The following is a 23,479-nucleotide window of genomic DNA, read 5'->3' as shown; positions in this document are numbered from 1 at the left end:
GGCACACACCCCAATGGTACGGAGGGTTCCATCATGATCACCATTCGCCATCGCGATGAGCGTGGGGTCGCCAACATGGGTTGGCTGAACAGCAACCACAGCTTCTCGTTCGGCCATTACTTCGATCCCGGCCATATGGGCTTCCGCGCCCTGCGGGTCATCAACGAGGATCGGGTAATCCCCGGTGCCGGCTTCCCCACCCATGGGCACGCCAACATGGAGATTGTCTCCTACGTGCTGAACGGCGCGCTGGAGCATAAGGACTCCATCGGCACCGGGTCGGTGATCCGTCCCGGCGAGGTCCAGGTGATGAGCGCCGGCCGCGGCATCCGCCACAGCGAGTACAATGCGTCGGACACCGAACCGGTGCATTTCCTCCAGATCTGGATCCTGCCGGAGGCCAACAACCTGGCGCCCGGCTACCAGCAGGCGGACTTCCCGGCCGAGCAGAAGCGCGGCACGCTGAAGCTGGTCGGGTCGCGGGACGGCCGCGACGGCAGCACCGTCATCCATCAGGATGTCGATCTGTATGCCGCCCTGCTGGACGGCGAGGATAGTGCCACGCTGCCGCTGCGCCCCGGCCGCCATGCCTGGGTCCAGGTCGCCCGCGGCTGGGTCCATCTGAACGGCACCCTGCTGAAGACCGGCGACGGTGCCGCGCTGTCGGACGAGGAGGCGGTGACGCTGGACCGGGCGGACGAGGCCGAAGTGCTGGTCTTCGACCTCGCATAAGGTGTCAGGCTTGACATAAAAGCTTGATTTGAACCGGGAGCGGGGCGGACGGCACAGTGCCGCCGTCCCGTTCCCGCCGACACCCTGCCGGCGGGCCGAACCCTGGGGTTGGCGATGACCGAGCAGAAAACCTACAACGCCCTGTTCCTCTGCACCCACAATTCGGCACGCAGCATCATGGCGGAATGCCTGATGCGCCGGTGGGGCGCCGGCCGCTTCCACGCATGGTCGGCCGGCAGCCATCCGTCGGGCCAGATCAACCCGCACACGCTGGCGACGCTGAAGGCCTTCAACCTGCCGACCGACGGCCTGCGCTCCAAAAGCTGGGACGAGTTTTCCCGGCCGGATGCGCCGGCGCTGGATTTCGTCTTCACGGTCTGCGATCAGGCCGCAGGCGAGATGTGCCCGGTGTGGAACGGCACGCCGCTGACCGCCCATTGGGGGGTCGAGGATCCGTCCGCCGCCAGCGGGACGGAGGACCGCATCCGCATGGCCTTCCGCCGCACCTATGTGGAGCTGGAAAGCCGCATCAAGATCTTCGCCAGCCTGCGGGTGGAGCAGCTGGACCGGCTGACCCTGCAAAGCTCGCTCCATGCCATCGGCACCGTCCATGGATCCGAAGCGGACATGATGGCCGGCGCCTGAACGCGCTCACAACACCTGCTTGGGCAAGGACAGCAGCTCCTTCCTGATCCGGTTCAGGCTGGGACGGTTGTCGGGGCCGAAGGCGATGGGGCGGCACAGGTGCATGGCGGTCAGCCCGACCCGCGCGGTCAGCAGGCCGTTGATCACCCCCTGCCCCATCCGCGTCGAAATGGCGGCGGCGAGCGACCCGCCCAGCGCCTCCACCGCGACATGGTGGGCGCTTTCCGCCACCCCGGCGACGGCGATGTTGGCGAGCATCCGGCGCAAGAGCCGCAGCGAGCCGACATAGCCGGGCCGGGCGCCGTAGAGGGCGGCGATCTCCCGCACCAGCTTCAGGTTGCGCCAGAGGACCACCGCGAAATCCAGCAGAGCCGCCGGGCTCAGCGCGGTGGCGACGGCGGTGTCGCGCGAGGCGCGCAGCACCCGCTGATAGGCGGCGCGGTCGAGCGGGCTCAGCACCTCGCGGTCGAGCAGCCGGACCACCTCATGCTCGTCATGGGCGTCGGTGACATGGTCGCGCACGCGGGCCAGCGCCGGGGCCAGTTCCCGCCGGTCGGCATAGAGCGCCACCAGCGATCCGGCGAACCGGTCGGCCCGGCCGCCGGGGGCGTCCAGCTCCAGCCGGCCGGCTTCGGCGCGCAGCTCCTCGATGCGGCGCAGCCGGCGGAGCGACAGCAGCTCGGTCACCAGCATCGCCAGGGCCGCGATGCCGGCGGTGGCGGCCAGCAAGCCGACCAGCACGCCGAGAGCAAGGCTGGTGGCGAAGGCGCGGGCCAGCAGGTCGGCGGTGTCGAAGCCCAGCGCCACCAGAACCAGCGCCGCCAGCGCCCCGAACAGCCAGCGCCCCAACCTGCGCGTGGTCCGCACCGGCGTGGCCGGCGCCGGCAGCAGGTCGGCGGGATCGCCGGAGCCGGTCAGCAGGGCGGTCTCCTCCTCCGCCGGCACCGGTGCTGCGCGGTCGAGGTCCAGTTCCATCGGCGGAACCCAGCCCGGCGATGGCCTGCGGGGGGCGGTCTCGCGCTCCGTCACGTCAGATAGTCCCCGAGAAGGAATTGCAGGGCCTGGTCGACGCGGATGTGCGGCAGGCCGCGCGGGTCGCGGCCGAGGTCGTCGGGCGGGCGGAAGGCCAGGAAATTGTAAGGACGGTCGCGGCCGGGCGGAAAAGCCTCGGCATCCTCCGGGATCTCGCCGGGGAACAGCACGGTCGGACGGTCGCGCCCGACGGGGACGCCGCGGACGCAGCGCAGCTGCCGGCCCTCATGCTCCGTCACCACGCTCTCGGTGCATTTCAGCGCGGCGATGGCCATGGTCTCGACCTGGGCGCCTTCGAAGCGGATGGCGTTGCGGGCGTCGCCGACCAGCCGGTCGAGCAAGGACCGCAGCTGGGCATGCTGGTGGGCGGCGATGTGGTCGGCCTTGGTCGCGGCGAACAGCACGCGGTCGATCTTGCTGCCGAACAGCCAGTCGAGCCAGCCGGATGACCCATGGCGGAACGGCTCCAGGCTCAATTCCAGCGCCCGCTTCATGTCGGCCATCCCGGCCGGGCCGGCATTCAGCGCGCCCAGCACGTCGATCAGCACGATCTGGCGGTCGAGCCGGGAGAAATGCTCGGCGAAGAAGCGGCGGACGACGTTGGTCTTGTAGGCCTCGTACCGCTCCTCCATCAGCGCCCACAGGCTGCCGCGGCCCCTCGATCCGTTGGGCTGTGTCCCATGCAGGGGACAGAAGGTCAGCAGCGGCGCGTCCTTCATGTCGCCGGGTTCGACGAAGCGGCCGGGCTGGATCAGGCTAAGCAGCGTGTCGGCGCGGCGGCAGGCATGGAGATAGTCGGTGTAGAGCGCCGCCCCTCGCCGCGCGGCCTCCTCCTCCGCCGGAGCGGCCGGGTCGATGGTGGCGAGCCAGCCGCGCCAGGAGGCGGACAGCGCGTCGCGCGGCGGACGGGCGGCAAGCTCCAGCGTCTGGGTGCTCCATTCCGCGAAGCTCTGGCGCAGCAGCGGCAGGTCGAGCAGCCATTCGCCGGGGTAATCGACGAGGTCGACATTGAGCGTCGCCATCGGCTGCACGGTGCGTTTCAGCGCCGAGTCCGGACGGTAGCGCAGCGAGACGCGCATCTGGCCGATGCCGCGCGTCGGTTCCGGCCAATGGGGGTCGGGGCCGGTCAGGGCGGCGAGATGGCCTTCGAAATCGAAGCGCGGCACGTCGGGATCGGGCTGCGGTCGCAGCCGCGCCGCCTGGAAGCGGCCGGACGAGACGACATCCATGAAGGGCAGCCGCCCGCTCTTCAGCAGATTGTCGACGATGGCGGTGACGAAGACGGTCTTGCCCGCCCGCCGCAGCCCGGTGACGCCGACGCGCACCGTCGATTCCAGAAGAAGCCGGCTGCCGGCGTCGTAGAGGCTGTTCAGGTCGGGAATGCGCACGGGCGATGGTTCACGTCTGGCCGATGACCGGCCCTATATGGGGTCGGCCAAGCGCGATGCGAGGGTCCGGGATGCGAGGGGGTGCGGGATGCGACGTTTGGAACAGCATAAAACAGTTTTCGGGGGTGTGTTCACTGTTCCATCGGGGCGGCATCGGCGAGGAGCTCCGCAGGTGGGGACCGGTGAGAAAGCTACCATGGATGCAGGGATGCGGGTAACGGCGGGATGAAAAACGGGAGGTCAATGCATGCAGGCGGCCGCCCTCTCCCGCCCCGGGAGAGGGAGGGGACCCGCCGCGAAGCGGTGGGGAGGGTGAGGGGTAAATCAAGAATCTCGAACCACATGGATCCTTGGATCACCCCTCACCCTTCCCATGCTCCGCATGGGCCCCTTCCCTCTCCCGGGGCGGGAGAGGGAACTCACCCCCCGACATAATGCGGCATCAGCTTCGCCTGATCGCCGATCCAGACCTCGCAACGGCTGTCCTGGTTGCGGAAGAAATAGGTCTTGCCGGGCTGGCGGCGGTTCTGTGGGTCCACCAGATTGGCGCCGCCGGAAAAGGCCACCCCATAGCGATGGTCCGGCGTCGCCGCCCAATAGAGGCCGTCGATCCGTTGCAGGAAGGCGCCGCGCTGGCACAGGTGCGACAGGGTGCGGTCGCGCGTGGCGAGGCCGTTCAGGCCGTTGGGCAGCTTGTAGACGACGCGGCTCTCGGTGCGGCGCAGGCGCGGCTCATGGCCGGGCGGCGGCGGCTCGTAGGCGCGGAAGGTCGGACCCAGATGGCCCGGTTGGGTGCGGTCGGTGCGCAGCACCTCCTCAGCCCCGGCGGCGGCCGGGGCCATCAGGATGGGGACCGTCAGAACGGTCAGCAGCAGGGCGGCGAGGCGGCGGGTCATCGCACCGACGGGTTGTTGGCGACGAAGGCGAAATAGGGCAGCCGCCGCACCGCGTCCGCCACCATCAGGTAGGCGACCGCGAAGGCCAGCAGCGAGGCGAGGAAATAGCCGTAGCCGTACCAGGGAAAGCCCATCCGGCTGAACAGCAGGGTGAAGCCGGCGTTGGCGGCCAGATAGACCAGCTGCACCGTCAGGTTCCGCCCCCGCAGGTCGAAATAGGCCAGGATCACCGTGCAGAACAGGAACAGCACCTGGAAGAAGGCGCCCAGCACGCCGAAGCGGAACATGCCGATCTGCTGGTATTGCAATCCGAGGGCGCCGATGATGCTGGGGGCCAGGAAGATGCAGACGGCGCAGACCGCCCCTTGCAGGATGATCAGGTTGCGGCTGCTGTCGAGCAGGGCGGCGATGATGGCGCGGTGGTTGCGGGCGATCTGGTCGTAGGTCGCGTGCTTCTGGATGTCGCGGTAGAAGCCCTGGTAATGCTCGAAGAAGCGGGTCTCGATGTTCACCGTGAACAGGGTCAGCGCCGGCAGCGTCGTCAGATAGGCGATGAACATGGCGCCGTCATAAGCGCTGTAGATCGCCATGGCGCCGGAAACCAGCTCGCGTTCCGGCACGAACCACATGATCCACTTGTCGGTCCACACGGCGGCATTGGCGCACAGCCCGATCAGCGCCAGATCGGCGTATTTGCGGAAATAGCCGAGGAAGTCGAACATCCGGCCGACCGGATGGGGGTATTCGGCCAGCACCCGCGCGATCAGCCCGAACTGGATCACCGCCAGCCCGGCAGAGAATCCCCAGACCATCCCGGCGGCGCCGAAACGGCCGCCCAGCAGGACGGCGCCGGCCAAGCCCGCCGCCATGCCGACGCCGAAGGCGACGGTGACCGCCAGATAATCCTTCAGCGCCGACAGGAAGATCGACACCACCCAGATGCCGCAGACCAAAAAGAAGTTCACCAGCCCGCCCAGCATCAGCGGCAGCGGCAGGCCGCTGAACAGCGGGTAGAAGGGTCCGGCGGTCAGCCCGGCGATGGCGTAGGCCAGCCCCAGCGTCGCCAGCAGCATGCCGGGTGCGGCCTCGACCTCCCTGGCATAGATGGCGTCGGCGAGATAACGGGTGGCGACCAGAACCAGCGGCCCGGTGAAGACGACCGAGAAGCAGAAATTGTAGATCACCACGACGCGGAACAGCGTCAGCTCCTCCACCCCCACCAGATCGCGGCCGAACAGGGTGATGCCGGCCAGCGCCAGGATGGTGAACATCCAGGGACCCGACGTGATGAAGGCGGAATGGGCGTAGCCCTGCAACACGCCGAGCAGGTCGTCGCGCCGGGCCAGCCGGCGAAGCGCGAAGCCGATGCCGGCCATCTCAGGCGGCTCCCTTCAGGTGACGACAAACGCCCTCTCCCGCCTCTCGCACAAACTTCGTTTGTGCTGACGGCGTCAGGCGGATCGCAGATCCGCTGAGAGCCCCGGGAGAGGGAGGGGACCCACGAAGTGGGGAGGGTGAGGGGTGATCCAAGACTCCCGAACCGCTTGGCTCCGTGCCTAACCCCTCACCCTTCCCACCGCTTCGCGGCGGGCCCCTTCCCTCTCCCGGGACGGGAGAGGGAGCCATATTCGTCGGCCGCGTCGGCATGGCGATGTGCTCGTCGTAGATGGCGCGGTAGACGCGGTCGATGGCGACCTTGTCGTAGGACTGGGCGACACGCCGGGCGATGGCCTGGGCGCAGCGGTCGCGCCACGCGCGGTCGAGCAGCAGGGCGCGCAGTTCCCGCGCGGTGTCGAGCGGGCTGGCGAGCGGCGTCACCGCCCCGCCCGGCCCCAGCGGCGGCACCTCGTCCGGACGGCCCATCAGCAGCTCGGAGCAGGACCCGACGTCGGTCGCCACCGTCGGCACGCCCGATGCCCCGGCCTCCAGGATCACCAGCGGCTGCGCCTCGCTGACGCTGGTCAGGGCGATGGCGTCGATCCTGCCCAGCCAGTCGGTCAGTTTGACCCGGCCGGCGAAGATCACCGTCTGCTCCAGCCCCAGATGCTTCACGATGCTGCGGCATTCCTCGACATAGCCGGGATCCTCCTCCAGCGGCCCGAGGATCATCGCCTTCAAATCGGGGATGTCCTCGCGCAGGATGGCGGCCGCCCGGACATAGGTCTTTACGTCCTTGATCGGCACGACGCGGCCGATCAGGGCGATGGTCGGCGGGCGCGGCGTGGAATCGCGCTGCACCTGGGAATAACCGGCATAGTCGATGCCGTTGGGAACGATCGTCAGCTTGGCCGGATCGGCGCCCTGGCGGCGCTGGAACTCCTGGTTTCCGCCATAGAGCGTGATGATGCGGTCGCAGGCGTCGTAGCAGGCCTTGGAATAGCTGGCGAAGGTGTCCAGCCACAGGTCGCGCAGGTCGCGCTTCTTCTTGTCGAGCGCCAGCGAGGTGTCGGCCCCCTCGAACAGCCATTCGGCCATCAGGATCTCGATGCGCCGTTCGTTGGTGTAGATGCCGTGTTCGGTCAGCAGCGCCGGCCGGCCGGTTTCCAGCCGGGCCCGCGCGGCGAACAGCCCGGCATAGCCGGTGGAGACGGCATGATAGACCCCGGCCTGCGGCATCGGCACCAGCAGCGTGGCGAACAGCCCGCTCATCAACGCCCGGCTGCCCCAGAAATATTCGAGGAAGGAGGCGTCCGGCAGGGCGGCCCTGCACATGCGCACCACCATCTGGAAGGCGTCCTCGGAGTTCAGCAGCGCCCGTTTGCCGATCCGGCCGCGCCGGGGGGCCAGCAGCCGCAGAACCTCCGCCACCTCGGCCAGCCCGCCCCCCTGTTGCAGGCGAGCCAGCGGCTTTTCCAGCTCCTTCAGCAGCCGGCCGGTGCCGGGCTGCCAGCGCCAGCCGGCGGGCGGATCCTGAAGATAGACATGGGTCAGGCCGGTGACATTCGGCGGCAGTTCGTAGGCGAGCTTGCGGGCGCCACGGTCGGCGACCAGCGCCACGATGTGGAAGGTCAGGTCGGAATGGGACCGGATCAGGTCATGGGTCCAGGTCGACACGCCGCCCGCGACATAGGGATAGGATCCCTCCATCAGCAGGCAGACATCCGCCCTGGGGGCGTGGGGAGCTTCCGGCAGGGATGGGGCGCGGTTCATGCGGCCAGCTCCCGTCCGGCGCTGCCCGCGGCGGCCGGCGCATCGTCGCGCCCCACATCGCCGCGCCAGAGGGCGAAGACGTCGCGCAGCGTGTCGGGCAGTTCCGCCCTGTCGCCCAGCTGGTCGGGCCGCCGGGCCGGCAGCGCCCGCAGATCGGCGAAGCGGCCGAGCCGGAACAGGCTCTCCGCATACCAGAACAGGATGCGGCGGTCGGGCGTGCGGTCGATCATCGGTTCCAGCCTTTCCGCCGCCTCCGCCGCCAGCCCGCAGCGCAGGAGCAACCGGCCCAGGTCGTGGCGGATGCCATCGTCATCGGGGGCCAGATCCAGGCTGCGCCGATAGCCCTCCAGCGCTTTGTCGCGGATCTCCGCCTCGCGGTTGGAATCGAGCAGGCCGCAGAAGGCATAGTCGTCGAGATGGCGGGCGAGCCCCGCAAGGCTGGCGGCATCGTCGGGACGGCTGCGGGCGGCATGGTCGAGCGCCAGCCAGCGCTCGTTGAACTCATGCTCCACCCGCGCGGTGGCGGTGGCGGCCTGGACGCGGACCGACGGGTCGGCGTCGGCCAGCCCGGCCTTCAGGGCGGGGGTGAAGGCCGGGCGGAAATGACGGGCGACCAGGGCGATCACCGCCTGCTTCTGCTGCGGCGAGCCGACCGACATCACGTCGGTGAAGGAGTCGCCGGCTACCAGATGGGCGTTCTCGCGGCCGGTCACGATCAGCTCGTACAGCTCCTGCGCCGGGCCGGTCTCGCTGTCGGGGAAGAGCGAGAGATACCAGTCCTGAAAGCCGGTGGCATAGCGGCTGAACAGCGCCAGCAGCGCCGCGGTCATCAGCGTGCAGGCGGCGCCCAGCGGCCCCAGCGGAACGATGGTGACCAGCAGCAGACCGGCCAGCCGCAGGTCGCGCCCGCGCAGCACCCGGCCGCGCACCCACAGGCCGACCAGGGCGCAGAGCAGCAGATGCAGCGCCGCGGCCAGCGGTACGGCATAGGGACTTGCGGTCAGGCCGGGCGCCAGCGCCGCGGCATCGAGCAGCCCGGCGGCCAGCGCCACCGCCGCCAGCTCGGCCGCGCCGGCGGCCGGACGCTCGCCCGGCAGCAGGACGGCGGGATCGGAAAGGTCTGGATCGGAAAGGTCGGGGGTTGACTTGCTCATCCCGCCCCCACCGTTTGCCCGGCCGCGGGGGCCGGCGGATCGATGCGGCGGGTGACGAAGCCGATGGGGATGGTGGAGAGGCCGGCGGGCAGTGCTTGGCGCACCGCACGCTCCAGCTTCGCCTCCACCTGCCTGGCGCCCTCCAGCGGCGTGCCGGCCAGGACCACGCCGAAGGACGTGCCCTGATGGCCGAAGTCGCAGGCGAGGTCGGTGTCGCGCAGGCTGCCGCGCACCGCCTCGCCGATGGCGGCGGCAAGGTCGGCGCGCTGGGCCACCGACAGGCGCGACAGGCCGGTCGGGCGGATGGTGATGGCGGTGGTCTCGAAGCCCATGCGGCGGCCGAGCAGGGCGAGGAACTCCGCCTGCCGGCCGATGTAGCTGGAGGAATAAAGCGCCTCGTCGGTGAAGACCCGCTGTTCGCTGGCGGTGCGGTACTGGCGCGCCTTCGCCATCGCGGTGCCGATCCATTCGCACAGGATGCGGAAATTCTCGACCGTGTTGACGCTGAGGTCGGTGAAGCCCAGGCTTTCGATCTTCACCATGCCCAGCACCTCGCCGGTGTCGGCGCTGATCAGCGGGCCGGCCATCACGCCTTCGCCGGCGAGCACGCGCTCGTCGTCGGCCCGGTTGACGCAAAGCTGGCGCTGGCGGGCGATCACGGTCTGGAACAGCGGCGTGCCGCTGTCGAACCAGCGGGCGTAGCTGTCGGTGTCGTCGTCCCAGCCCTCGTTCGTCACCGATTCCAGGACGTCGTTGTTCAGCAGGAACAGCGAGAATTTCTCCGGCTTCATGACGGTGCGGACGAGGTCGGCGATGCCCAGCATCACCTCGCCCTCATCGAGATGGTCGATGGACTTGGCGGCCTGATAGAGGGTGAAGACGGTGCGCAGCTGGCCGGCGACGCGGGTCTCCAGGCTTTCCTTCACCGATTTCAGCGCGCGGTAGGAGCGGGCGATGGCCTCGGCCTCCTGCCGGGCGGTGGCAAGGCCGGCGCGGAGATCCTCGCGCTCGCGCAGCTGGCGCATCCGCAGCTCGCCGAACAGCACGGCGGCGACCAGCCAGAGGATCGGCTCGCGCGTCAGGGTGAAGAGATGGTCGTAGAGGTCCTGCCCGATCCCGGCATCGGGCATGTTGCCGAGCCGCAGCGCCGCCGACGCCGCCAGCGCCGCCAGCACCCCCTCGTTGGTGCCGTACTGGATCGCCAGCAGCAGGACCGGGATCCAGAAGGGATGCGGCTGCACCCCCTCGAAGCGCAGCCCGCCGCCGAGCCAGCCGTCCAGCCCCAGCGCCACGCCGAAGAACAGCAGCAGCTCCAGCAGGGCGACCGGCCGCAGGCCGAGCCAGCGGCGGGGCGAAGCGCTGTCGGCGGGGGGCGGGCTCGGCAGGCTGCTCATGCGTGTCCGGGCCTCAGCGGGGGGCGGCGACGACAGGCCGCAGGCTGTCGATCATGCGGGTCGCCACGCGCTGGGCGACGTTGTTGACGCTGTCGCGGCTGAAATAGCCGCGGCCGGCCTCCGACTGGCTGGAGGTCCAGAGGACGGCGCCGTCCGACACCCGCACCAGCCGGGCGTTCAGGCCGACCACCGGCTCCTCGCGCAGGCCATGCTGGTAGCCGTATTCCGACACGCTGCCGGCCAGCACCGCATCGACGCCCAGCGTCCGGCCGGCGGCCTGGGCATCCGGCGGGGCGGCGTCGGGCTGCCCGTCGGCGGTGGCGGTGGAGGCGGCATCGGCGGCCGGCTTGCCGGCGGACAGGCGGCTGCGGACCCGGCCGACCTCAACCGTGCGGAGGCCCTCGACGCCGTAGAGTTCGGTGGAGACGATGTCGGCGGCGATCTGGCCGGCATTGGGGTGGTTGGTCAGATTCTCGAAAGGCAGGACGGCGACGGTCGAGCCGGCCGGCAGCGCCCCGCCCGGCTGGGCGAAGTCGCGGCTGTTGATCCTGCCAAAGCTGCACCCCGCCAGCAGCAGTCCGGCCGCCAGCAGCGCCGCATAGCCTCGCGCGCCTTTACCCATCATCCCCGCACCCGTCTGCCGCATCTCTCGTCCACCTTTTTTAACCATAAAGAGTTGACACACCGTCAATAGCGCCAGACCAGGGTGACACCGGCGCTGTTCACCGCGCTGGCCGTGCCGCGCGCGGTGGAGCGGGCGTGGCTGGCGCGGAATCCCAGTTCCAGAGTGTCCGCCGGCTCCCATCCCAGCGAGATGGCCCCCTGGGGTCCGCTGCGGCCCCGCCGGTCGTAGGCGTAGCCGATCTGCGCCGCATAGCGGACATAGTCGGTCAGGTAATCCTCGACATTGAACTGCAACGCATGGACCTCGCGGGTCGCCGCCGGCAGCGGGACATAGGGCTGGCCATTCGCGTCCTGCCGCTCTTCCCGGTGCGCCACATATTCGGCATCGAGCACATAGGCGACGCTGGCCAGCGGGCCGACGGCGTTCAGCGTGTAGCGCAGCAATCCCTCCAGCGTGGCGCTGCGCGCCAGATCGGCCTCGCCGGACAGCCCATAGCGGTTGTAGCCGGCGCCGAGCGACAGCGACCAGCGGTCGGACAGCCGGTTCTCGTGCTGGACGAACAGGCGGTCGCGCCGGCCGCCATCGACGATCCCCTCCAGGAAGGCGAAGCTCGGCTCGCTCCAGGCGAAGCCGGCGCGGGTCTCGGACTCGTCGCCGCGCCAGAGATGGCCGTAGCCGGCGCCGAGCGTCCGCGGGGCGGCATAAAGGGACAGGGTGGAGCGCTCCAGCTCCGGCCAGTCATGGAGCAGCGCCGCCTCCAGCCGGGAGCGGGCGCCATGGAACGGCTCCAGCCGGCCGTCACCGCGGCGGGCGGACTCGACATCGACCTCGCGGCGCTCCAGCGCCCAGGTCAGGCTGGTGGAGCGGCCAAGCTCCTGAACGCCGCTGAAGCGGGCGATGCGCTGCATGTCGGCGTTGCGCACCTTCTGCCAGTCGAGGTCGAGGCGGCTGCGGTCGGCCGTCTCGTGCAGGAGCAGCGCCTTGCCCCGGACCAGTGACGGCTCGTCGGGCGTCAGTTCCAGCGCCGTGTCATAGGCCATGATCGCGTCGCGCCAGCGGCCGAGCCGCTCCTCCGCCTGGGCCAGCAGGGCGGTGGACTGGGCGTCCTTCGGATCCTGCTCCAGCAGGTCGCGCAGCAGGGTGCGCGCCGGGCGGACATCGCCGCCCTCCATCAGCGCCAGCGCGCGGAAATAGTCGAGGCGGCGCTGGGCGGCGCGGTCGGCGGCCTGCGCTTCACGTGTCGGAACGGCGGCGGGGGAGCGCGTCAGTGCGACGCTGAATCCTGTGGGGTCGGTGGCGACCGCCGCCTCGACACCGGGGCCGAGCACCAGCACGACGCTGTCGTAGCCGTAGAGGATGTTGTCGACCCAGGATTCCAGCCGCTCCGGCACACGTTCGAGCGCGACGTCACCAAGCGGACGGCTGAAGCGAAGCACCAGTTCGCGGCCATCGCGCTGGGTTTCGGTGGCGACGGTGCCGGACCAATGCAAGGCGAAGCGGGCGGTGCTGTTCCCGCGCACGGCCTCGACCCTGACCGGTTGGGCGTGGGCGGGGGTGGCGAGGAGAAGGAGGGTAAGGAGGGCGGCAAACCACTTCACCCCCTCTCCCGCCCCGGGAGAGGGAAGGGGCCCATGCGGAGCATGGGAAGGGTGAGGGGTGATGCGAGGAGCCATGCGGTTCAGGATTCTTGGAATGCCCCTCACCCTCCCCGCGCCTCCGGCGCGGGTCCCCTCACCCTCCCGGGGCGGGAGAGGGCGTTTTTCGGGAACGGCCCGAAGGCGATCACGGAAGGGCCAGGACACGGCGGGCCTCCGGCAGTCGTCCGTTCTCGATCAGCATCGATGCGTAGTCGGCCTTCAACTGGCGGTCGGCCGGGCGGCGCTTGCGCAGGCCCTCGAACAGCGCCACGGCGTCGTCCACCTTGCCCAGCCGGTTCAGCAGGTTCGCCTCCGTCTGGATCGCCGCGTCGCCGCGCGTGGCGCGGGCGCGGAGCTGTGACAGGGCGGTGCGGTAGAAGGGGATCGCAACGGTCGGGCGCTTCAACGCGGTCAGCGCCTCGCCCAGGAAGTAATGCGCTTCGTAATCGTCGGGGCCGGCGGCGACGTAGCGGCGCAGCAGGCGTTCGGCGTCGGCGAGGCGGTTCTCGTCATAGGCCAGCATGCCCAGTTGCCGCAGCGCGTCGGCGTCGTCCGGCTTGCGCGCCAGCAGCGCGGTCCAGGCCTGCGAGGCGGCGGCACGCTGGCCGGTCTGCTCGGCGAGGCGGGCATAGCGGCGCAGCCGGTCCGGGGCGGCCTCGTCGGCCAAGGCGGCGCGCACGGCCGCCGCCAGCTCCTTGCCCTTGCCGGCCGCCGCCAGCGCCTCGATGTAGGGGGTTTTCAGGGCCGGGGCGGCGCCTTGCCCGCCAAGCCCTTGTCCACCGAGCCCGGCGATGACGCGCCGGCCGCCGCCATAGTCGGCGAGGCGCTCGTACCATGCGGCCTGCTCGGCCGGGCTGCCGGCGGCCTTGGCCCGCGCCTCGATCCAGTCCAGCCCGGACGCTGGCGGACGCGGTCCCCAGAGATAGGCCAGCTGCCTGAAATCCTCGCTCTGCGGCCCCTGCCCGGCGGCCAGCCGTTGCAGAGCCTGCTCGGCCCCCGCCTTGTCGCCGAGCGCCAGCAGCGCCGAAACCGGCTCCCGCCGCCGGTCGGCCGGCAGGCGGTCGTCGGTGGCGCGGGCCAGCAGATAGCGGCGCAGGTCGGCCTTGCGCCCCAGCCTGGTCAGCGTGTCGCGGTAGAGCGAATCCTCCGCCTCGGCCAGCGGCGCGGCGGCGGCGCGGCCTTGCAGAAGGGCGGCGAGATCGGGCAGCGCGTCAGCTTTGACAGCGGCATCGGCATAGACGCTCAGCCACTCTCCCCCTTGGCGCTCCGCCCAGGCCCGCAGCAGCGGCAACGCCGCGCGATAGGCCTTGTGGTCGAGCAGCATGGTGACGATGGCCTGCTGGTCCGCGTCCGAGAGGTTTCCACGCGCCAGCTTGGCGGTCAGGTGGCGGGCCAGCTCCTCCGACCGGCCGGCACCGTCGAGTGCTGCGATGTAGGCGGCCTCAACCTCCGCACCGCCGCCGTCGAGCAGAGGCGCCAGCAGCGGCAGCGCGTCGGCCGGCTTGCCGCTGGCGGTCAATGCGCCGGCCAGCGCCAGACGGCTGCGCGGCGAGGGGTCGAGCGCGAAGGCGCGCTGGGCGGCGGCCAGCGCCAGGGCGGCGGCGGGGCGATTTGCGGCGGGATTTGCGGAAGCGCGTTCGGCAGCGCTGCCGGCGATGTCCTGCAACAGCGCAAGCGGCAGCTTGGGCTGACCGGCCAGCCAATCGGCGACCGCGGCGGGATCGCCAGACTTGGCGGCCAGCCGCGCCCAGCCCTGGGCGGCGGCCGGAGACGGCGTGGCCTGCCGCCTTGCGGTGAACCAGGCGAGACCGGCTGGGGCGCGGTCGAAGTCGATGAACAGGGCGGCCAGCTCCTCCAGCACGTCCTCCGGCACGGTGCCCGACAGCGGCAGCCGGTCGAAGGCGGCGACCGCGGCGGCGCGGTGGCCGGTGCGGTCGAGGATGCGGATGGCGCCCAGCCGGTCGCCCATCGTCAGTCCCTTGCCCGCCAGCCCGTCGCCGGCCAGCGCACGCTCCGCCCACCCCGCAGCGGCGGCGGGGTCGCCGCGGCCGAGCGCGATGTTGGCCGCCAGGATCGGGTAATCGTCGAGGAACCCGTCGCCCAGCTCGCGGTAGAGGCGGTCGGGGAAGGCCTGGTCGCCGTCGCGCAGCGCGGTTTCCGCCAGCCCGGCCAGGACCCAGTCGGGCACCAGACGCAGGTCGCGCCCCCTGGTCGCCTCCAGCGCCGCGCGCGGCATGCCGGCATTCACCTCCAGCGCCAGCAGCCGGCCGAACTGGGCATCCTCCACCGGACCGGACAGCGCCGACAGGCGGGCCCGCGCCTGCTCGCGCCGGTCGGCGGCGATCAGCAGGTCGATGTAGGTCAGCTCCAGCGCCAGTTCATGCGCACGGCCATTCCCCTGCGGCCCAATCACCTGTGGCCCGGTCACCTGCGGTTCAATCAGCCGCAGCCCGAGATCGGGACGCGATGCCGCGGCAAGCTGGCTCGCCAGACCGATCATGTCGGCGACGGTCGGCTGCTCGCCCAGCCAGCGCCGGGCGCGCTCATAGGCCTCGTCCTCGCGGTCGAGGTCGATCAGCAGGCTCATCAGCAGCTCCCGGCTGTCGGGCTGGATGTTGCCCGTGGCGCGGTCGTCGGCGCGCAGCAGCCAGTCCACCGCGCCGGCAGGATCGCCGCGCGCGGCCAGCAGCGCCGCCAGCTCCTGCTGGGCCTCGACATCCTCCGGCCGCAGGGTGCAGTAGCGGACCAGCGCCTCGGCCCTCATCGCCATCCGGTTGCGGAAGCCGGCGGCATAGGCCAGCTCGCGGAACAGGTCGGCGCTGTTGCGCATCTCCGCCAGCGCCTTCAGGTTCTCCAGCCGGTCGCCCGGCCGCTGCGCATCCTGATAGAGACGGTCGAGCAGCTCGCGGGCCTCGACGGAGGACGGCTCGGCGGCAAGGAACCCCTCGGTCAGCTCGATGGCGCGCTCGACGTCGCCCTGGGCCAGAGTCAGGCGGGTCAACGGCATCACCGTGGCGCCGCTGCGGTCGCCGGCGGCATAGCGCTGCTCGTAGGCGTCGCGGGCGCTGTCGTAATCGCGGTCGCGGAATTTCTGCAGCGCCAGCTCGGCGCTGTGCGGGATCAGCAGCAGGCTGGCGCCGATGCCGGCCAGCAGGATCAGCAGGACGACGAGGAGGTTCGCGCGCATGGCCGCCCTACCCCGCCGCGCCGTCGGCGGCACGGAAGCGCAGCAGCAGCGGCGCGATGGCAGGCACCGGCACGGTCAGCGCCAGCCGGCCGTCGGCATCCGCGCTGGCGCTGCCCGACCACAGCCGGGTGCCGTTGCGTTCCGCCGTAACGGTCCAGCGGCCGGGCCGCGGCATCTGCCAGACCATGCCGCCCGCACCGTAACCGCTGGCGGCGACGTGGAAGCCGTGATCGTCCGGCGCGAAGGCCGAGAAGGCCCAGCGCCCCTGCACCAGATAGGGCATGGCGGCAGGCGGGTCGCGGTCGGCGCGGGGCGCCTCCGCCAGCGCCACCACCGGCTCCGCCACCGCCGGGTCGAGCGCCACATAGAGGCTGCCCTGGCTGTGGCGCTGGCCCAGCACGCCGCTGGAGCGGGTGAAATCGACGGCGTCGGCGCTGGCATGGTCGAAGCGCAGCGTGTTCAGCGCCCCGCGGTCGCGCACGCGCCAGCGCCGCCCGCCTCCCTGGCCGTCCAGCGGCTCGAAGCGGGTGGTGTAATAGCCCTCGGCGATGCGGGCGTAGGTGGAGGCGGCGACCGGCGCCAGCTCCTGCCCTTGCGCGGCGGTCAGCACCGAGACGAGCGCGTTCAGGCTGGCCGGCTTCTGGCCGGTGTACATGTGGTAATAGACGTTGAAAGGCTTCAGCCGCAGCGGGCTGCCGGCATGCCGCATGGTGTTGACCAGATTGCGGTAGCCGTAGAAGCGGCTGGTCCACAGGTCGGTGTAGGTGTTCTCGTTGCTGCCGGCGGCGTAGATCTGGCGTTCCGCCCCAACCGGCAGGCCGATGGGCGGCAGGCCGGTGATGGACGGGAAATCGGCGTCGAACCGCGCGTCGCCGCCGTTGATGTTGACCCCGCCGGCCTTGCGCACCGCCGCCAGCGCCGCCTCGAAGGGTGAGGTGTCGCCCGACCATTGCACCAGCACCGCCCGCTTGCCGGCGGGAGCCAGCCGGGTGAAATAGTCGAGAGCGCCACCGATCTCCTGGTCGAGGTCAAAGGGCTGCTGCAGATAGGCGCGCGGCACGGCATAGCGGCCGATGTCCGACACTTCGCCCGCTTCCTCCGCCGCATGGTCGTCATCCTTTCCGGCGCTTTTTCCGGGCTTGCGGCTGCCGTCGCGGTCGAGGAAGGGCGCCTCGGCCTGCCGGCTGTAATCCTTGAAGAAGGCCCATTGGAAGGGGTGGGTCCAGGTGTGGCTGGACGGCTCGACCTGCGGCAGGGCGAACAGCGCCTTGGCCGCCGCCAGCGATTCCGGCGTGCCCTTCCAGGTCGGGTCGAGATCGCCGACGATGGGGGCGACGCTGACCGGCAGGTCGGGAAAGGGCTCGATGGCGGCGGTGCGCACCATGTCGGCGGACAGCACGCGGCGGGCGGCATAGGGCGCCACCTCCGTCACGTTGCGCCAGCCGTCGCCGTCGATGTGGCTGAAATAGAGCCGCCGCCCGGACAGGGTGGTCACGTCGGGCTTCGGCAGATCGTCGGTGGCGAAGCTGTCGCGGAAGAAGGCGAAGGGATCGACGATCCATTGGCGCCGGTTGTATTCGGCGTCGAAATGGCGGGCGTACCCCTCGCTCACCAGACCGCCGGAGGGGCCGGTGACCACCAGATGGCTGTCGCTGGCCGGATCGTCGCCGCGCCGCATCGCCAGATGGGTGGCGAAGCGCTCGTCGGTCTTGCGGAACAGGGGATAGCCGGGCAGCACCCCCGACAGCGGCCGTTCGAAACCGATCGTCCCGTCGGCCAGCACCGGCTTCGATTTGTAGGTCAGGTCGGAATAGCCGTCGTCGTCGCGCAGACCGAAGCGGGCGAAGAAACGGTTGGAGACGGCCAGCGGCACCGGCTTGCCGCCCTGCTCCAGCCGCACCCCCGGCTGGCCCAGCACGGCGAAGCGGACGCCGCGATCCATGGCGCGGGCCGCCCAGCCGACATAGGCGCCGACATCGGGGAAGGGCTCTCCCGCGAACCAGGTGACGACACCGCGCAGGTCGGGATAGCGCGACAGGTCGGGCAGCCCGTCGGCGACGTTCCAGTAGACGACCGACAGGCCAAGATGGTTCAGCGGCAGTTCCGCCATCGTGTGGATGCGGCTGAGGCGGATCGTGCTTTCCTCGCGCAGGTCGACCAGCGCAAGGATGGTGCGCGGCACGGTCTGCTGAGCCGGGGCGGCAGCGGCAGTCGGGCCGGCGGCAATCGCGGGAAACGCCGCGCCGGGCAGGAGCATGGCGAGGGCTGCCGCCCGGATGCCAGCTTGGAACCGGCCCCTCACCGCGGCGGCTCCGGGATCAGGCGGTCGAGTTCGACCGTCGCGACATAGGGCGAAAAGCCGTTGGCCCGTTGCAGGTCGTAGATCGCCCGCACCCCCGCCGCGTCGGACGGGGTCCAGTAATCCAGCGTGTGGAGACCGAGCTGCGGGTTCAGCGCGCCGGCCGCCTTCAACGCGTCGACCTGGAACCGGTAATCCTCGGCGCTCTGGCGGTGCGGGCGCTTGGCGGCGAAATCCCAGCCGGCATAAACGCTCTCGCCCAGCGCATGGCTCAGCAGCGGGGCGGTCTGCGGCAGGATCTCATAGCCGCGGTTCTGCATCAGGCCGATGTCGGTCCAGTTGCGGCGGATGGCCCGCACCAGCGCCGCCGCCGCGTCGGTCATGCCGCTCCAGCGCTTCGGGTCGGTGCGTTCCAGATGCGGCGGGTTGTCGAGCGTGTCGAGGAAGATTCCATGGAAGCCCTCGCGCAGGATGGCGGGGACCAGTTCCTCGACCACCAGCTTGACCCAGCGGCGGTCGCGCACATCGACATAGAAGCTGCCGGGCCAGTTGGGGTTTTCCTGGTCCAGGATGCCCCACCCCTTCACCCGGCCGAACCAGGGACGGTGGGTCTCGACCTCGCCGACGCTGAGATAGCCGAGCAGGGTCTTGCCCCGGTCGGCCAGCGGTTGCAGCGGCGGGTGGGTCCTGCTGTCCAGCACCAGCAGCCGGTAAGGCTGGAAGGCGGCCGGCGGTGCGGCATCGGCGTAATAGACCGCCCAGGGAGCAGCGGAAGCTTGGCCGGAGCTTGCAGCCCGCAGAGTCCTGTTGGGCAGCGCCAGCAGCGCCGCACCCGACAAAAGCCCGCCAGCGACCGCGCGCCGCCCGATCAAACCACCGATCACGCCACCCTGCCCCGATCAGTCAGCCGGGTTTTCACCCGGACCCGTCAGCCCAGCCACGCCAGCGTCTGGCGCAGCCCGTCTTCCAGCGGCGTGTCGCAGCTCATGCCGAAGGCGGCGACCAGACGCGTGGGATCGCCGATGGATGTCCGGATGTCGCCCGGCCGCGCCGGACCGTAGCGCCGGTCGAGCGGCCGGCCCGACAGGTCGGCCAGCACCTCCGCCAGCCGGTTGACCGAAGTCGGACGGCCGGTACAGACATTGTAGACCGGTGCGCCCGGCTGCGGATGTCCCATCGCCGCAGTCAGGTATCGCACCAGATCCTTTACAAAGATGAAATCCCGCACCTGCTCGCCGTCCCCATTGACGGTGATCGGCTCGCCCCTGGCGATGCGGCCGGCGAAGATGGAGATGACGCCCGAATAGGGCGATTTCGGATCCTGGCGCGGGCCATAGACGTTGAAGAAGCGGAAGCCGGCGGTCGGCACGCCATGCACCCCGTCCGCCACCCGCGCATGCAGCTCGCAGCCCAGCTTGTCGGCGCCATAGGCGGACAGCGGGCGGGTCGCCGCATCCTCGGTCAGCGGCATGTCGGGATTGTCGCCGTAGACCGCGGCGGAGGAGGCGTAGATCACCGGAACCGGGCCGGCCGGATTCGTGCTGCGGGCGGCGTCGAACACGGCGATGGTGCCGGACAGGTTGGCGTGGTGGGTCTCCAGCCATGCCTCGCGCGACCGGTCGACCGAGGCGACGGCGGCCAGATGGAAACAGCCGTCCACCCCCTCCCCGTCCTCGCCGGCCATCGCCACCCGAACCGCATCGGCATCGGCCACATCGCCGACGGTCACCGGCACGCCGTCCGGCAGGTTTTCACGCTTGCCGGTGGACAGATCGTCCAGCACCCGGACCTTGTGCCCGGCCGCCAGCAGCCGCTCGATCAGGTGCGAGCCGATGAATCCGCAACCGCCGGTAACCAGATAACGCGCCATCGCTGCGGCCCCTCCGCTTTTGCGTGTGTTTGACGTGATACGCGGAGTTTGGGAGGCCGGATTTGAAAAATCCCGAACCGGGCTCAAATCGGCGGCAAAAAAGATCAGGCCGAAAGGAAACCGGCGACGGAGGCCTGGAATTCCTTGGGCTTGATCGGCTTCGACACATGGCCGTCGAAGCCCGCTTCGGTCAGCCGGCGCTTGTCCGCAGGCGTGGCGAGGTTGGTGACGGCCAGCACCGGGGTGGCGGCCAGGGCCGAGTCGGCGCGGATCTGGCGGATAAGCTCAAGCCCGGACAGGCCGGGCATGACGATGTCCATCACCACCAGATCGGGCGCCATGTCGCGCATCAGATCCATCACCGAGGTGGCGTCCGACGCCTCGACGACGGTGAAGCCGCCCTCTTCGAGGCAGCGGACGAAGAGCTTGCGCATCAGCACATTGTCTTCGACAACCAGGATCGTCCGCGTTTTCTCGACCGTGTCCAACATTCCGCCATCCAAGCCTTGTGGCCGAACCCCATGGCGTGAGCGGCATCGCCGGCATCCGGAAGGACGCAACGCTGCGACCTTAGCACTGCACACGAATGCCATCATTCACGCATGGTTCGCTCTCTATCCCTTTTTGGGTTGCAGGTCAAGCCATGCGCGATAAGGATCTACCCCAGCTGGCGAGCTGGTCTCATGGAATTGATGGAGATCCCTTCTCCTTTGACGCGCAGTCATAGCATCTATGACGCGCCCACGACCGGATTGAGCCCGAATCTACAAACCAACTCCATGAGATCTTTTTTGTCTGATCTTTAGCCTAATTGCGAAAATCGACATCGACCCTTTTCGACGGAGCGTCATGATTCAAATGACCCGCGAAACAATTATGCGACGCCCCGTTTCGAAAAGCTCGGGCTCACTGCCGGCAGATCAGCCTTTCTTGCCGCCACCATGCGGCAGGTAGCTCTGAACGAGATCCTTGGCGGTGTCCTTCAGCATGTCCCAGACCTCCGGATCGCCCTTGGCCAGCGTCGCCATCATCGCCGCGGCGTTCTTCAGGGTGATGTGCGGCGGCAGCGGCGGGACATTCGGATCGGTGTAGGCCTCGACCAGCACCGGCCCGCGGGTCGCCATCGCCTCGTCCCAGACGGCGGCGAGGTCTTCGGGCTTGTCGACGAACAGGCCCTTGAAACCGAGCAGTTCGGCATAGCGGGCATAGGGGAAATCGGGAAGCTCCTGCGAGGCCTCGAACTTCGGATCGCCGTTCTGGGCACGCATTTCCCAGGTCACCTGGTTGAGGTCACGGTTGTTGAGCACCAGAACGACGAAGCGCGGGTCGCTCCACTGCTTGCAGTATTTCGACAGGGTGATCAGCGCGTTCATGCCGTTCATCTGCATGGCGCCGTCGCCGACGATGGCCAGCACCGGACGGTCGGGATGGGCGAACTTGGCCGCCAGGGCGTAGGGCATGCCCGGCCCCATGGTGGCGAGGCCGCCGCACAGCGTCGCCTTCATCCCGCGGCGGATCTTGATGTCGCGGGCGTACCAGTTGGTGCCCGACCCGGTGTCGCAGGCGATCACCACGTCGTCGGGCAGCCGCGGCGACAGCTCCCAGAAGACGCGCTGCGGGTTCAGCGGCGTCGCATCGTTCATGGCGCGGGCTTCCAGCACCTTCCACCAGTCGGCGACGCCCGCCTCGATCCGCTCGCGCCAGGAGCGGTCCTGCTTGCGCTGGAGCAGCGGGATCAGGTCGCGCAGGGTGCCGGCGCTGTCGCCGACCAGATTGACCTCCATCGGATAGCGGATGCTCAGCATCTTCGGGTCGATGTCGATCTGCACGCCGCGCGCCTGCCCCTCCTTCGGCAGGAACTCCGAATAGGGGAAGCCGGAGCCGATCATCAGCAGCGTGTCGCAGTTCACCATCATCTCGTAGCTCGGCCGGGTGCCGAGCAGGCCGATGGAGCCGGTGACGAAGGGCAAATCGTCCGGCAGCGCCGCCTTGCCGAGCAGCGCCTTGGCGACGCCGGCCCCCAGGATGTCGGCGATCTCGATCACCTCGTCGGTGGCGTTCAGCGCGCCGGCACCGACCAGGATCGCCACCTTGCTGCCGGCATTCAGCACATCGGCGGCGTGGCGCAGGTCGGGCTCCGCCGGACGCACCACCGGGGCCGACCAGCCGACCCCGGAATGAATGGTGCCGTGGGCGCGGGCCGGGGCCTCGACCGCGTCCATCTCCTGCAGGTCGTTGGGCATGATGATGCAGGTGACCGTGCGCTCGGCCTTGGCGATCCGCACCGCCCGGTCGACGATGTGCCGCACCTGGGCCGGGGTGGAGGCCATCTGCACATACTCGCCGGCCACATCCTTGAAGAGGGAGACGAGATCGACCTCCTGCTGGTACTGGCCGCCCAGCGCGGTCAGCGCCTGCTGGCCGACGATGGCGAGCACCGGCTGATGGTCGAGCTTCGCATCGTACAGCCCGTTCAGCAGATGGATGGCGCCGGGGCCGGAGGTGGCGAGGCAGACGCCCATCTCACCGGTGTATTTGGCATGCGCCGTCGCCATGAAGGCGGCCAGCTCCTCGTGGCGGGGCTGGATGAACTCGAACCGGTCGCCGGCACGGGCGAGCGCACCGACCAGCCCGTTGATGCCATCGCCGGGATAGCCGAAGACCCGCTTCACGCCCCACTCGGAGAGCCGCTGCCAGAAGAAATCACTGACGTTCGGAGCCATGGTCGCCTCTCTTGTCTCTGCTCGGATGTCACCGCCGTTCCTGTTTCAACTGTGTGCCGCGCCATCGGTTCGCCGGAGGCCGCAGTTTTTTTGCCCGCCGACCTACCGGACCGATCCGGCCGGCGGGGCGTTATCGTTTGCAGCAACAGGGAGACAGCGATGGCCGAGGCCAACATCGATGACCGCTCCAGCTTCGAACGGGCTTACGAGCGGCACGCCTTCGAACAGGATGCGGCGGCGAACGCGCGCAGCGACACGACGACCGTCCATGGCGTGACCATCCTGTCCGCGGCCGATGCCGACGGGCGGATCGAGCTGTCGCGCAGCACGCGGCATGTCGGGGAAGGAAACCCGGAGGGAGACACCGTCTTCGTCGCAGCCTTCCGCGTGCACGACAGCGCCGCCGAGGCTGCCGCCCCCTATTCCGGCTCCGTCCAACCGACCGGCGAAGCCCCGGGCGAGGCCGCCGACGACTACCGGAGCTTCATCGACCAGCTGGTGGAAGCCGCGAAAGGGGCACGGTTCAAGCCGGACATCGGCCGCGGCGAAGAGAGGCTGACCGGCTTCCATGGCGGCTGACGAACAGCGAAACGCCCCGTCTCATTCGAGGCGGGGCGTTTCCGATCAGTGTGAAGATGCAAGCATGCATGCTTTGGATTGAAGCGTCTCTTGTGCCTGAGCGACCTGGCGGCGACCTACTCTCCCACGTCTTAAGACGCAGTACCATTGGCGCGGAGGCTTTTCACG

The 23,479-nt window shown here is 69.8% G+C and carries 18 protein-coding genes; 3 read left to right on the top strand and 15 right to left on the bottom strand.

What is annotated here, in order from left to right; all coding sequences use genetic code 11:
• Positions 1–33: 33 nt before the first annotated feature.
• Together CRT60_RS20345 and CRT60_RS20340 are read left to right on the top strand one after the other, a co-directional pair.
• Positions 34–732, top strand: coding sequence for a pirin family protein (locus CRT60_RS20345; protein ID WP_098738341.1), 699 nt, complete (start codon positions 34–36; stop codon positions 730–732).
• A gap of 114 nt (positions 733–846) precedes the next feature.
• Positions 847–1,377, top strand: coding sequence for an arsenate reductase ArsC (locus tag CRT60_RS20340; protein ID WP_098738340.1), 531 nt, complete (start codon positions 847–849; stop codon positions 1,375–1,377).
• Positions 1,378–1,383: 6 nt separating this feature from the next.
• Here CRT60_RS20340 and CRT60_RS20335 read toward each other — a convergent pair whose 3' ends face one another.
• The 15 genes from CRT60_RS20335 to CRT60_RS20265 all read right to left on the bottom strand — a co-directional run bounded on the left by CRT60_RS20335 (position 1,384) and on the right by CRT60_RS20265 (position 22,732).
• The gene (locus CRT60_RS20335; protein WP_098738339.1) at positions 1,384–2,406 is read right to left on the bottom strand and encodes a TIGR01620 family protein; all 1,023 of its coding nucleotides are present in this window, start codon (positions 2,404–2,406) and stop codon (positions 1,384–1,386) included.
• Entirely contained in the window at positions 2,403–3,797 is a 1,395-nt protein-coding gene (locus CRT60_RS20330) for a YcjX family GTP-binding protein (protein WP_098738338.1), read from the bottom strand. The genes CRT60_RS20335 and CRT60_RS20330 overlap by 4 nt, the downstream gene beginning before the upstream one ends.
• A 419-nt stretch (positions 3,798–4,216) precedes the next feature.
• Complete coding sequence (locus CRT60_RS20325; RefSeq protein WP_098738337.1) at positions 4,217–4,693, bottom strand: hypothetical protein; 477 nt, start codon at positions 4,691–4,693, stop codon at positions 4,217–4,219.
• Entirely contained in the window at positions 4,690–6,069 is a 1,380-nt protein-coding gene (gene pelG, locus CRT60_RS20320; protein WP_098738336.1) for an exopolysaccharide Pel transporter PelG, read from the bottom strand. The genes CRT60_RS20325 and pelG overlap by 4 nt, the downstream gene beginning before the upstream one ends.
• 1 nt (position 6,070) lies before the next feature.
• Positions 6,071–7,843 (bottom strand): GT4 family glycosyltransferase PelF, encoded by a 1,773-nt coding sequence (gene pelF, locus CRT60_RS20315; RefSeq protein WP_244592651.1) that lies wholly within the window; start codon positions 7,841–7,843, stop codon positions 6,071–6,073.
• Positions 7,840–8,997 carry a hypothetical protein gene (locus tag CRT60_RS20310; RefSeq protein ID WP_098738335.1) on the bottom strand — a complete coding sequence of 386 codons (1,158 nt, stop codon included), beginning with the start codon at positions 8,995–8,997 and terminating at the stop codon, positions 7,840–7,842. Before CRT60_RS20310 ends, pelF begins: the two co-directional genes overlap by 4 nt.
• Complete coding sequence (locus CRT60_RS20305) at positions 8,994–10,391, bottom strand: GAF domain-containing protein (protein ID WP_098738334.1); 1,398 nt, start codon at positions 10,389–10,391, stop codon at positions 8,994–8,996. Before CRT60_RS20305 ends, CRT60_RS20310 begins: the two co-directional genes overlap by 4 nt.
• Positions 10,392–10,404: 13 nt before the next feature.
• On the bottom strand, positions 10,405–11,016 hold the full coding sequence (locus CRT60_RS20300; protein ID WP_193548451.1) for a hypothetical protein: 612 nt from the start codon (positions 11,014–11,016) through the stop codon (positions 10,405–10,407).
• A gap of 62 nt (positions 11,017–11,078) precedes the next feature.
• Positions 11,079–12,614, bottom strand: a complete 1,536-nt coding sequence (locus tag CRT60_RS20295) for a tetratricopeptide repeat protein (RefSeq protein WP_098738333.1) — start codon at positions 12,612–12,614, stop codon at positions 11,079–11,081.
• 184 nt (positions 12,615–12,798) lie between these two features.
• The gene (locus CRT60_RS20290) at positions 12,799–15,840 is read right to left on the bottom strand and encodes a tetratricopeptide repeat protein (RefSeq protein ID WP_098738332.1); all 3,042 of its coding nucleotides are present in this window, start codon (positions 15,838–15,840) and stop codon (positions 12,799–12,801) included.
• A gap of 7 nt (positions 15,841–15,847) precedes the next feature.
• Positions 15,848–18,097 carry a polysaccharide deacetylase family protein gene (locus tag CRT60_RS20285; RefSeq protein WP_098738331.1) on the bottom strand — a complete coding sequence of 750 codons (2,250 nt, stop codon included), beginning with the start codon at positions 18,095–18,097 and terminating at the stop codon, positions 15,848–15,850.
• Positions 18,098–18,138: 41 nt separating this feature from the next.
• Positions 18,139–19,023 carry a glycoside hydrolase family 191 protein gene (locus CRT60_RS20280; RefSeq protein WP_098738330.1) on the bottom strand — a complete coding sequence of 295 codons (885 nt, stop codon included), beginning with the start codon at positions 19,021–19,023 and terminating at the stop codon, positions 18,139–18,141.
• A 44-nt stretch (positions 19,024–19,067) separates the two neighbouring features.
• Entirely contained in the window at positions 19,068–20,009 is a 942-nt protein-coding gene (locus tag CRT60_RS20275; RefSeq protein ID WP_098738329.1) for an NAD-dependent epimerase/dehydratase family protein, read from the bottom strand.
• 104 nt (positions 20,010–20,113) lie between these two features.
• On the bottom strand, positions 20,114–20,500 hold the full coding sequence (locus CRT60_RS20270) for a response regulator (RefSeq protein ID WP_098738328.1): 387 nt from the start codon (positions 20,498–20,500) through the stop codon (positions 20,114–20,116).
• A 429-nt stretch (positions 20,501–20,929) separates the two neighbouring features.
• Positions 20,930–22,732 carry a thiamine pyrophosphate-requiring protein gene (locus tag CRT60_RS20265; protein WP_098738327.1) on the bottom strand — a complete coding sequence of 601 codons (1,803 nt, stop codon included), beginning with the start codon at positions 22,730–22,732 and terminating at the stop codon, positions 20,930–20,932.
• Between the two features lie 159 nt (positions 22,733–22,891).
• Here CRT60_RS20265 and CRT60_RS20260 point away from each other — a divergent pair, with 159 nt between their 5' ends.
• Positions 22,892–23,311 carry a hypothetical protein gene (locus tag CRT60_RS20260; RefSeq protein WP_098738326.1) on the top strand — a complete coding sequence of 140 codons (420 nt, stop codon included), beginning with the start codon at positions 22,892–22,894 and terminating at the stop codon, positions 23,309–23,311.
• Positions 23,312–23,479 lie beyond the last annotated feature (168 nt).

Origin of the sequence: Azospirillum palustre (assembly GCF_002573965.1) — a bacterium.
Taxonomy (GTDB): Bacteria; Pseudomonadota; Alphaproteobacteria; order Azospirillales; family Azospirillaceae; genus Azospirillum; species Azospirillum palustre.
The sequence above is the reverse complement of the archived record's forward strand: the minus strand, read 5'-3'. Positions and strand labels throughout refer to the sequence as shown.

Excerpts from the sequence above, each read along its gene's own strand:
- CRT60_RS20345 (WP_098738341.1), top strand. The coding sequence starts at position 34 with ATGATCACCATTCGCCATCGCGATGAGCGTGGGGTCGCCAACATGGGT.
- CRT60_RS20340 (WP_098738340.1), top strand. The coding sequence starts at position 847 with ATGACCGAGCAGAAAACCTACAACGCCCTGTTCCTCTGCACCCACAAT.
- CRT60_RS20325 (WP_098738337.1), bottom strand. The coding sequence starts at position 4,693 with ATGACCCGCCGCCTCGCCGCCCTGCTGCTGACCGTTCTGACGGTCCCC.
- pelG (WP_098738336.1), bottom strand. The coding sequence starts at position 6,069 with ATGGCCGGCATCGGCTTCGCGCTTCGCCGGCTGGCCCGGCGCGACGAC.
- pelF (WP_244592651.1), bottom strand. The coding sequence starts at position 7,843 with ATGAACCGCGCCCCATCCCTGCCGGAAGCTCCCCACGCCCCCAGGGCG.
- CRT60_RS20310 (WP_098738335.1), bottom strand. The coding sequence starts at position 8,997 with ATGAGCAAGTCAACCCCCGACCTTTCCGATCCAGACCTTTCCGATCCC.
- CRT60_RS20305 (WP_098738334.1), bottom strand. The coding sequence starts at position 10,391 with ATGAGCAGCCTGCCGAGCCCGCCCCCCGCCGACAGCGCTTCGCCCCGC.
- CRT60_RS20300 (WP_193548451.1), bottom strand. The coding sequence starts at position 11,016 with ATGATGGGTAAAGGCGCGCGAGGCTATGCGGCGCTGCTGGCGGCCGGA.
- CRT60_RS20290 (WP_098738332.1), bottom strand. The coding sequence starts at position 15,840 with ATGCGCGCGAACCTCCTCGTCGTCCTGCTGATCCTGCTGGCCGGCATC.
- CRT60_RS20285 (WP_098738331.1), bottom strand. The coding sequence starts at position 18,097 with ATGCTCCTGCCCGGCGCGGCGTTTCCCGCGATTGCCGCCGGCCCGACT.
- CRT60_RS20275 (WP_098738329.1), bottom strand. The coding sequence starts at position 20,009 with ATGGCGCGTTATCTGGTTACCGGCGGTTGCGGATTCATCGGCTCGCAC.
- CRT60_RS20270 (WP_098738328.1), bottom strand. The coding sequence starts at position 20,500 with ATGTTGGACACGGTCGAGAAAACGCGGACGATCCTGGTTGTCGAAGAC.
- CRT60_RS20265 (WP_098738327.1), bottom strand. The coding sequence starts at position 22,732 with ATGGCTCCGAACGTCAGTGATTTCTTCTGGCAGCGGCTCTCCGAGTGG.
- CRT60_RS20260 (WP_098738326.1), top strand. The coding sequence starts at position 22,892 with ATGGCCGAGGCCAACATCGATGACCGCTCCAGCTTCGAACGGGCTTAC.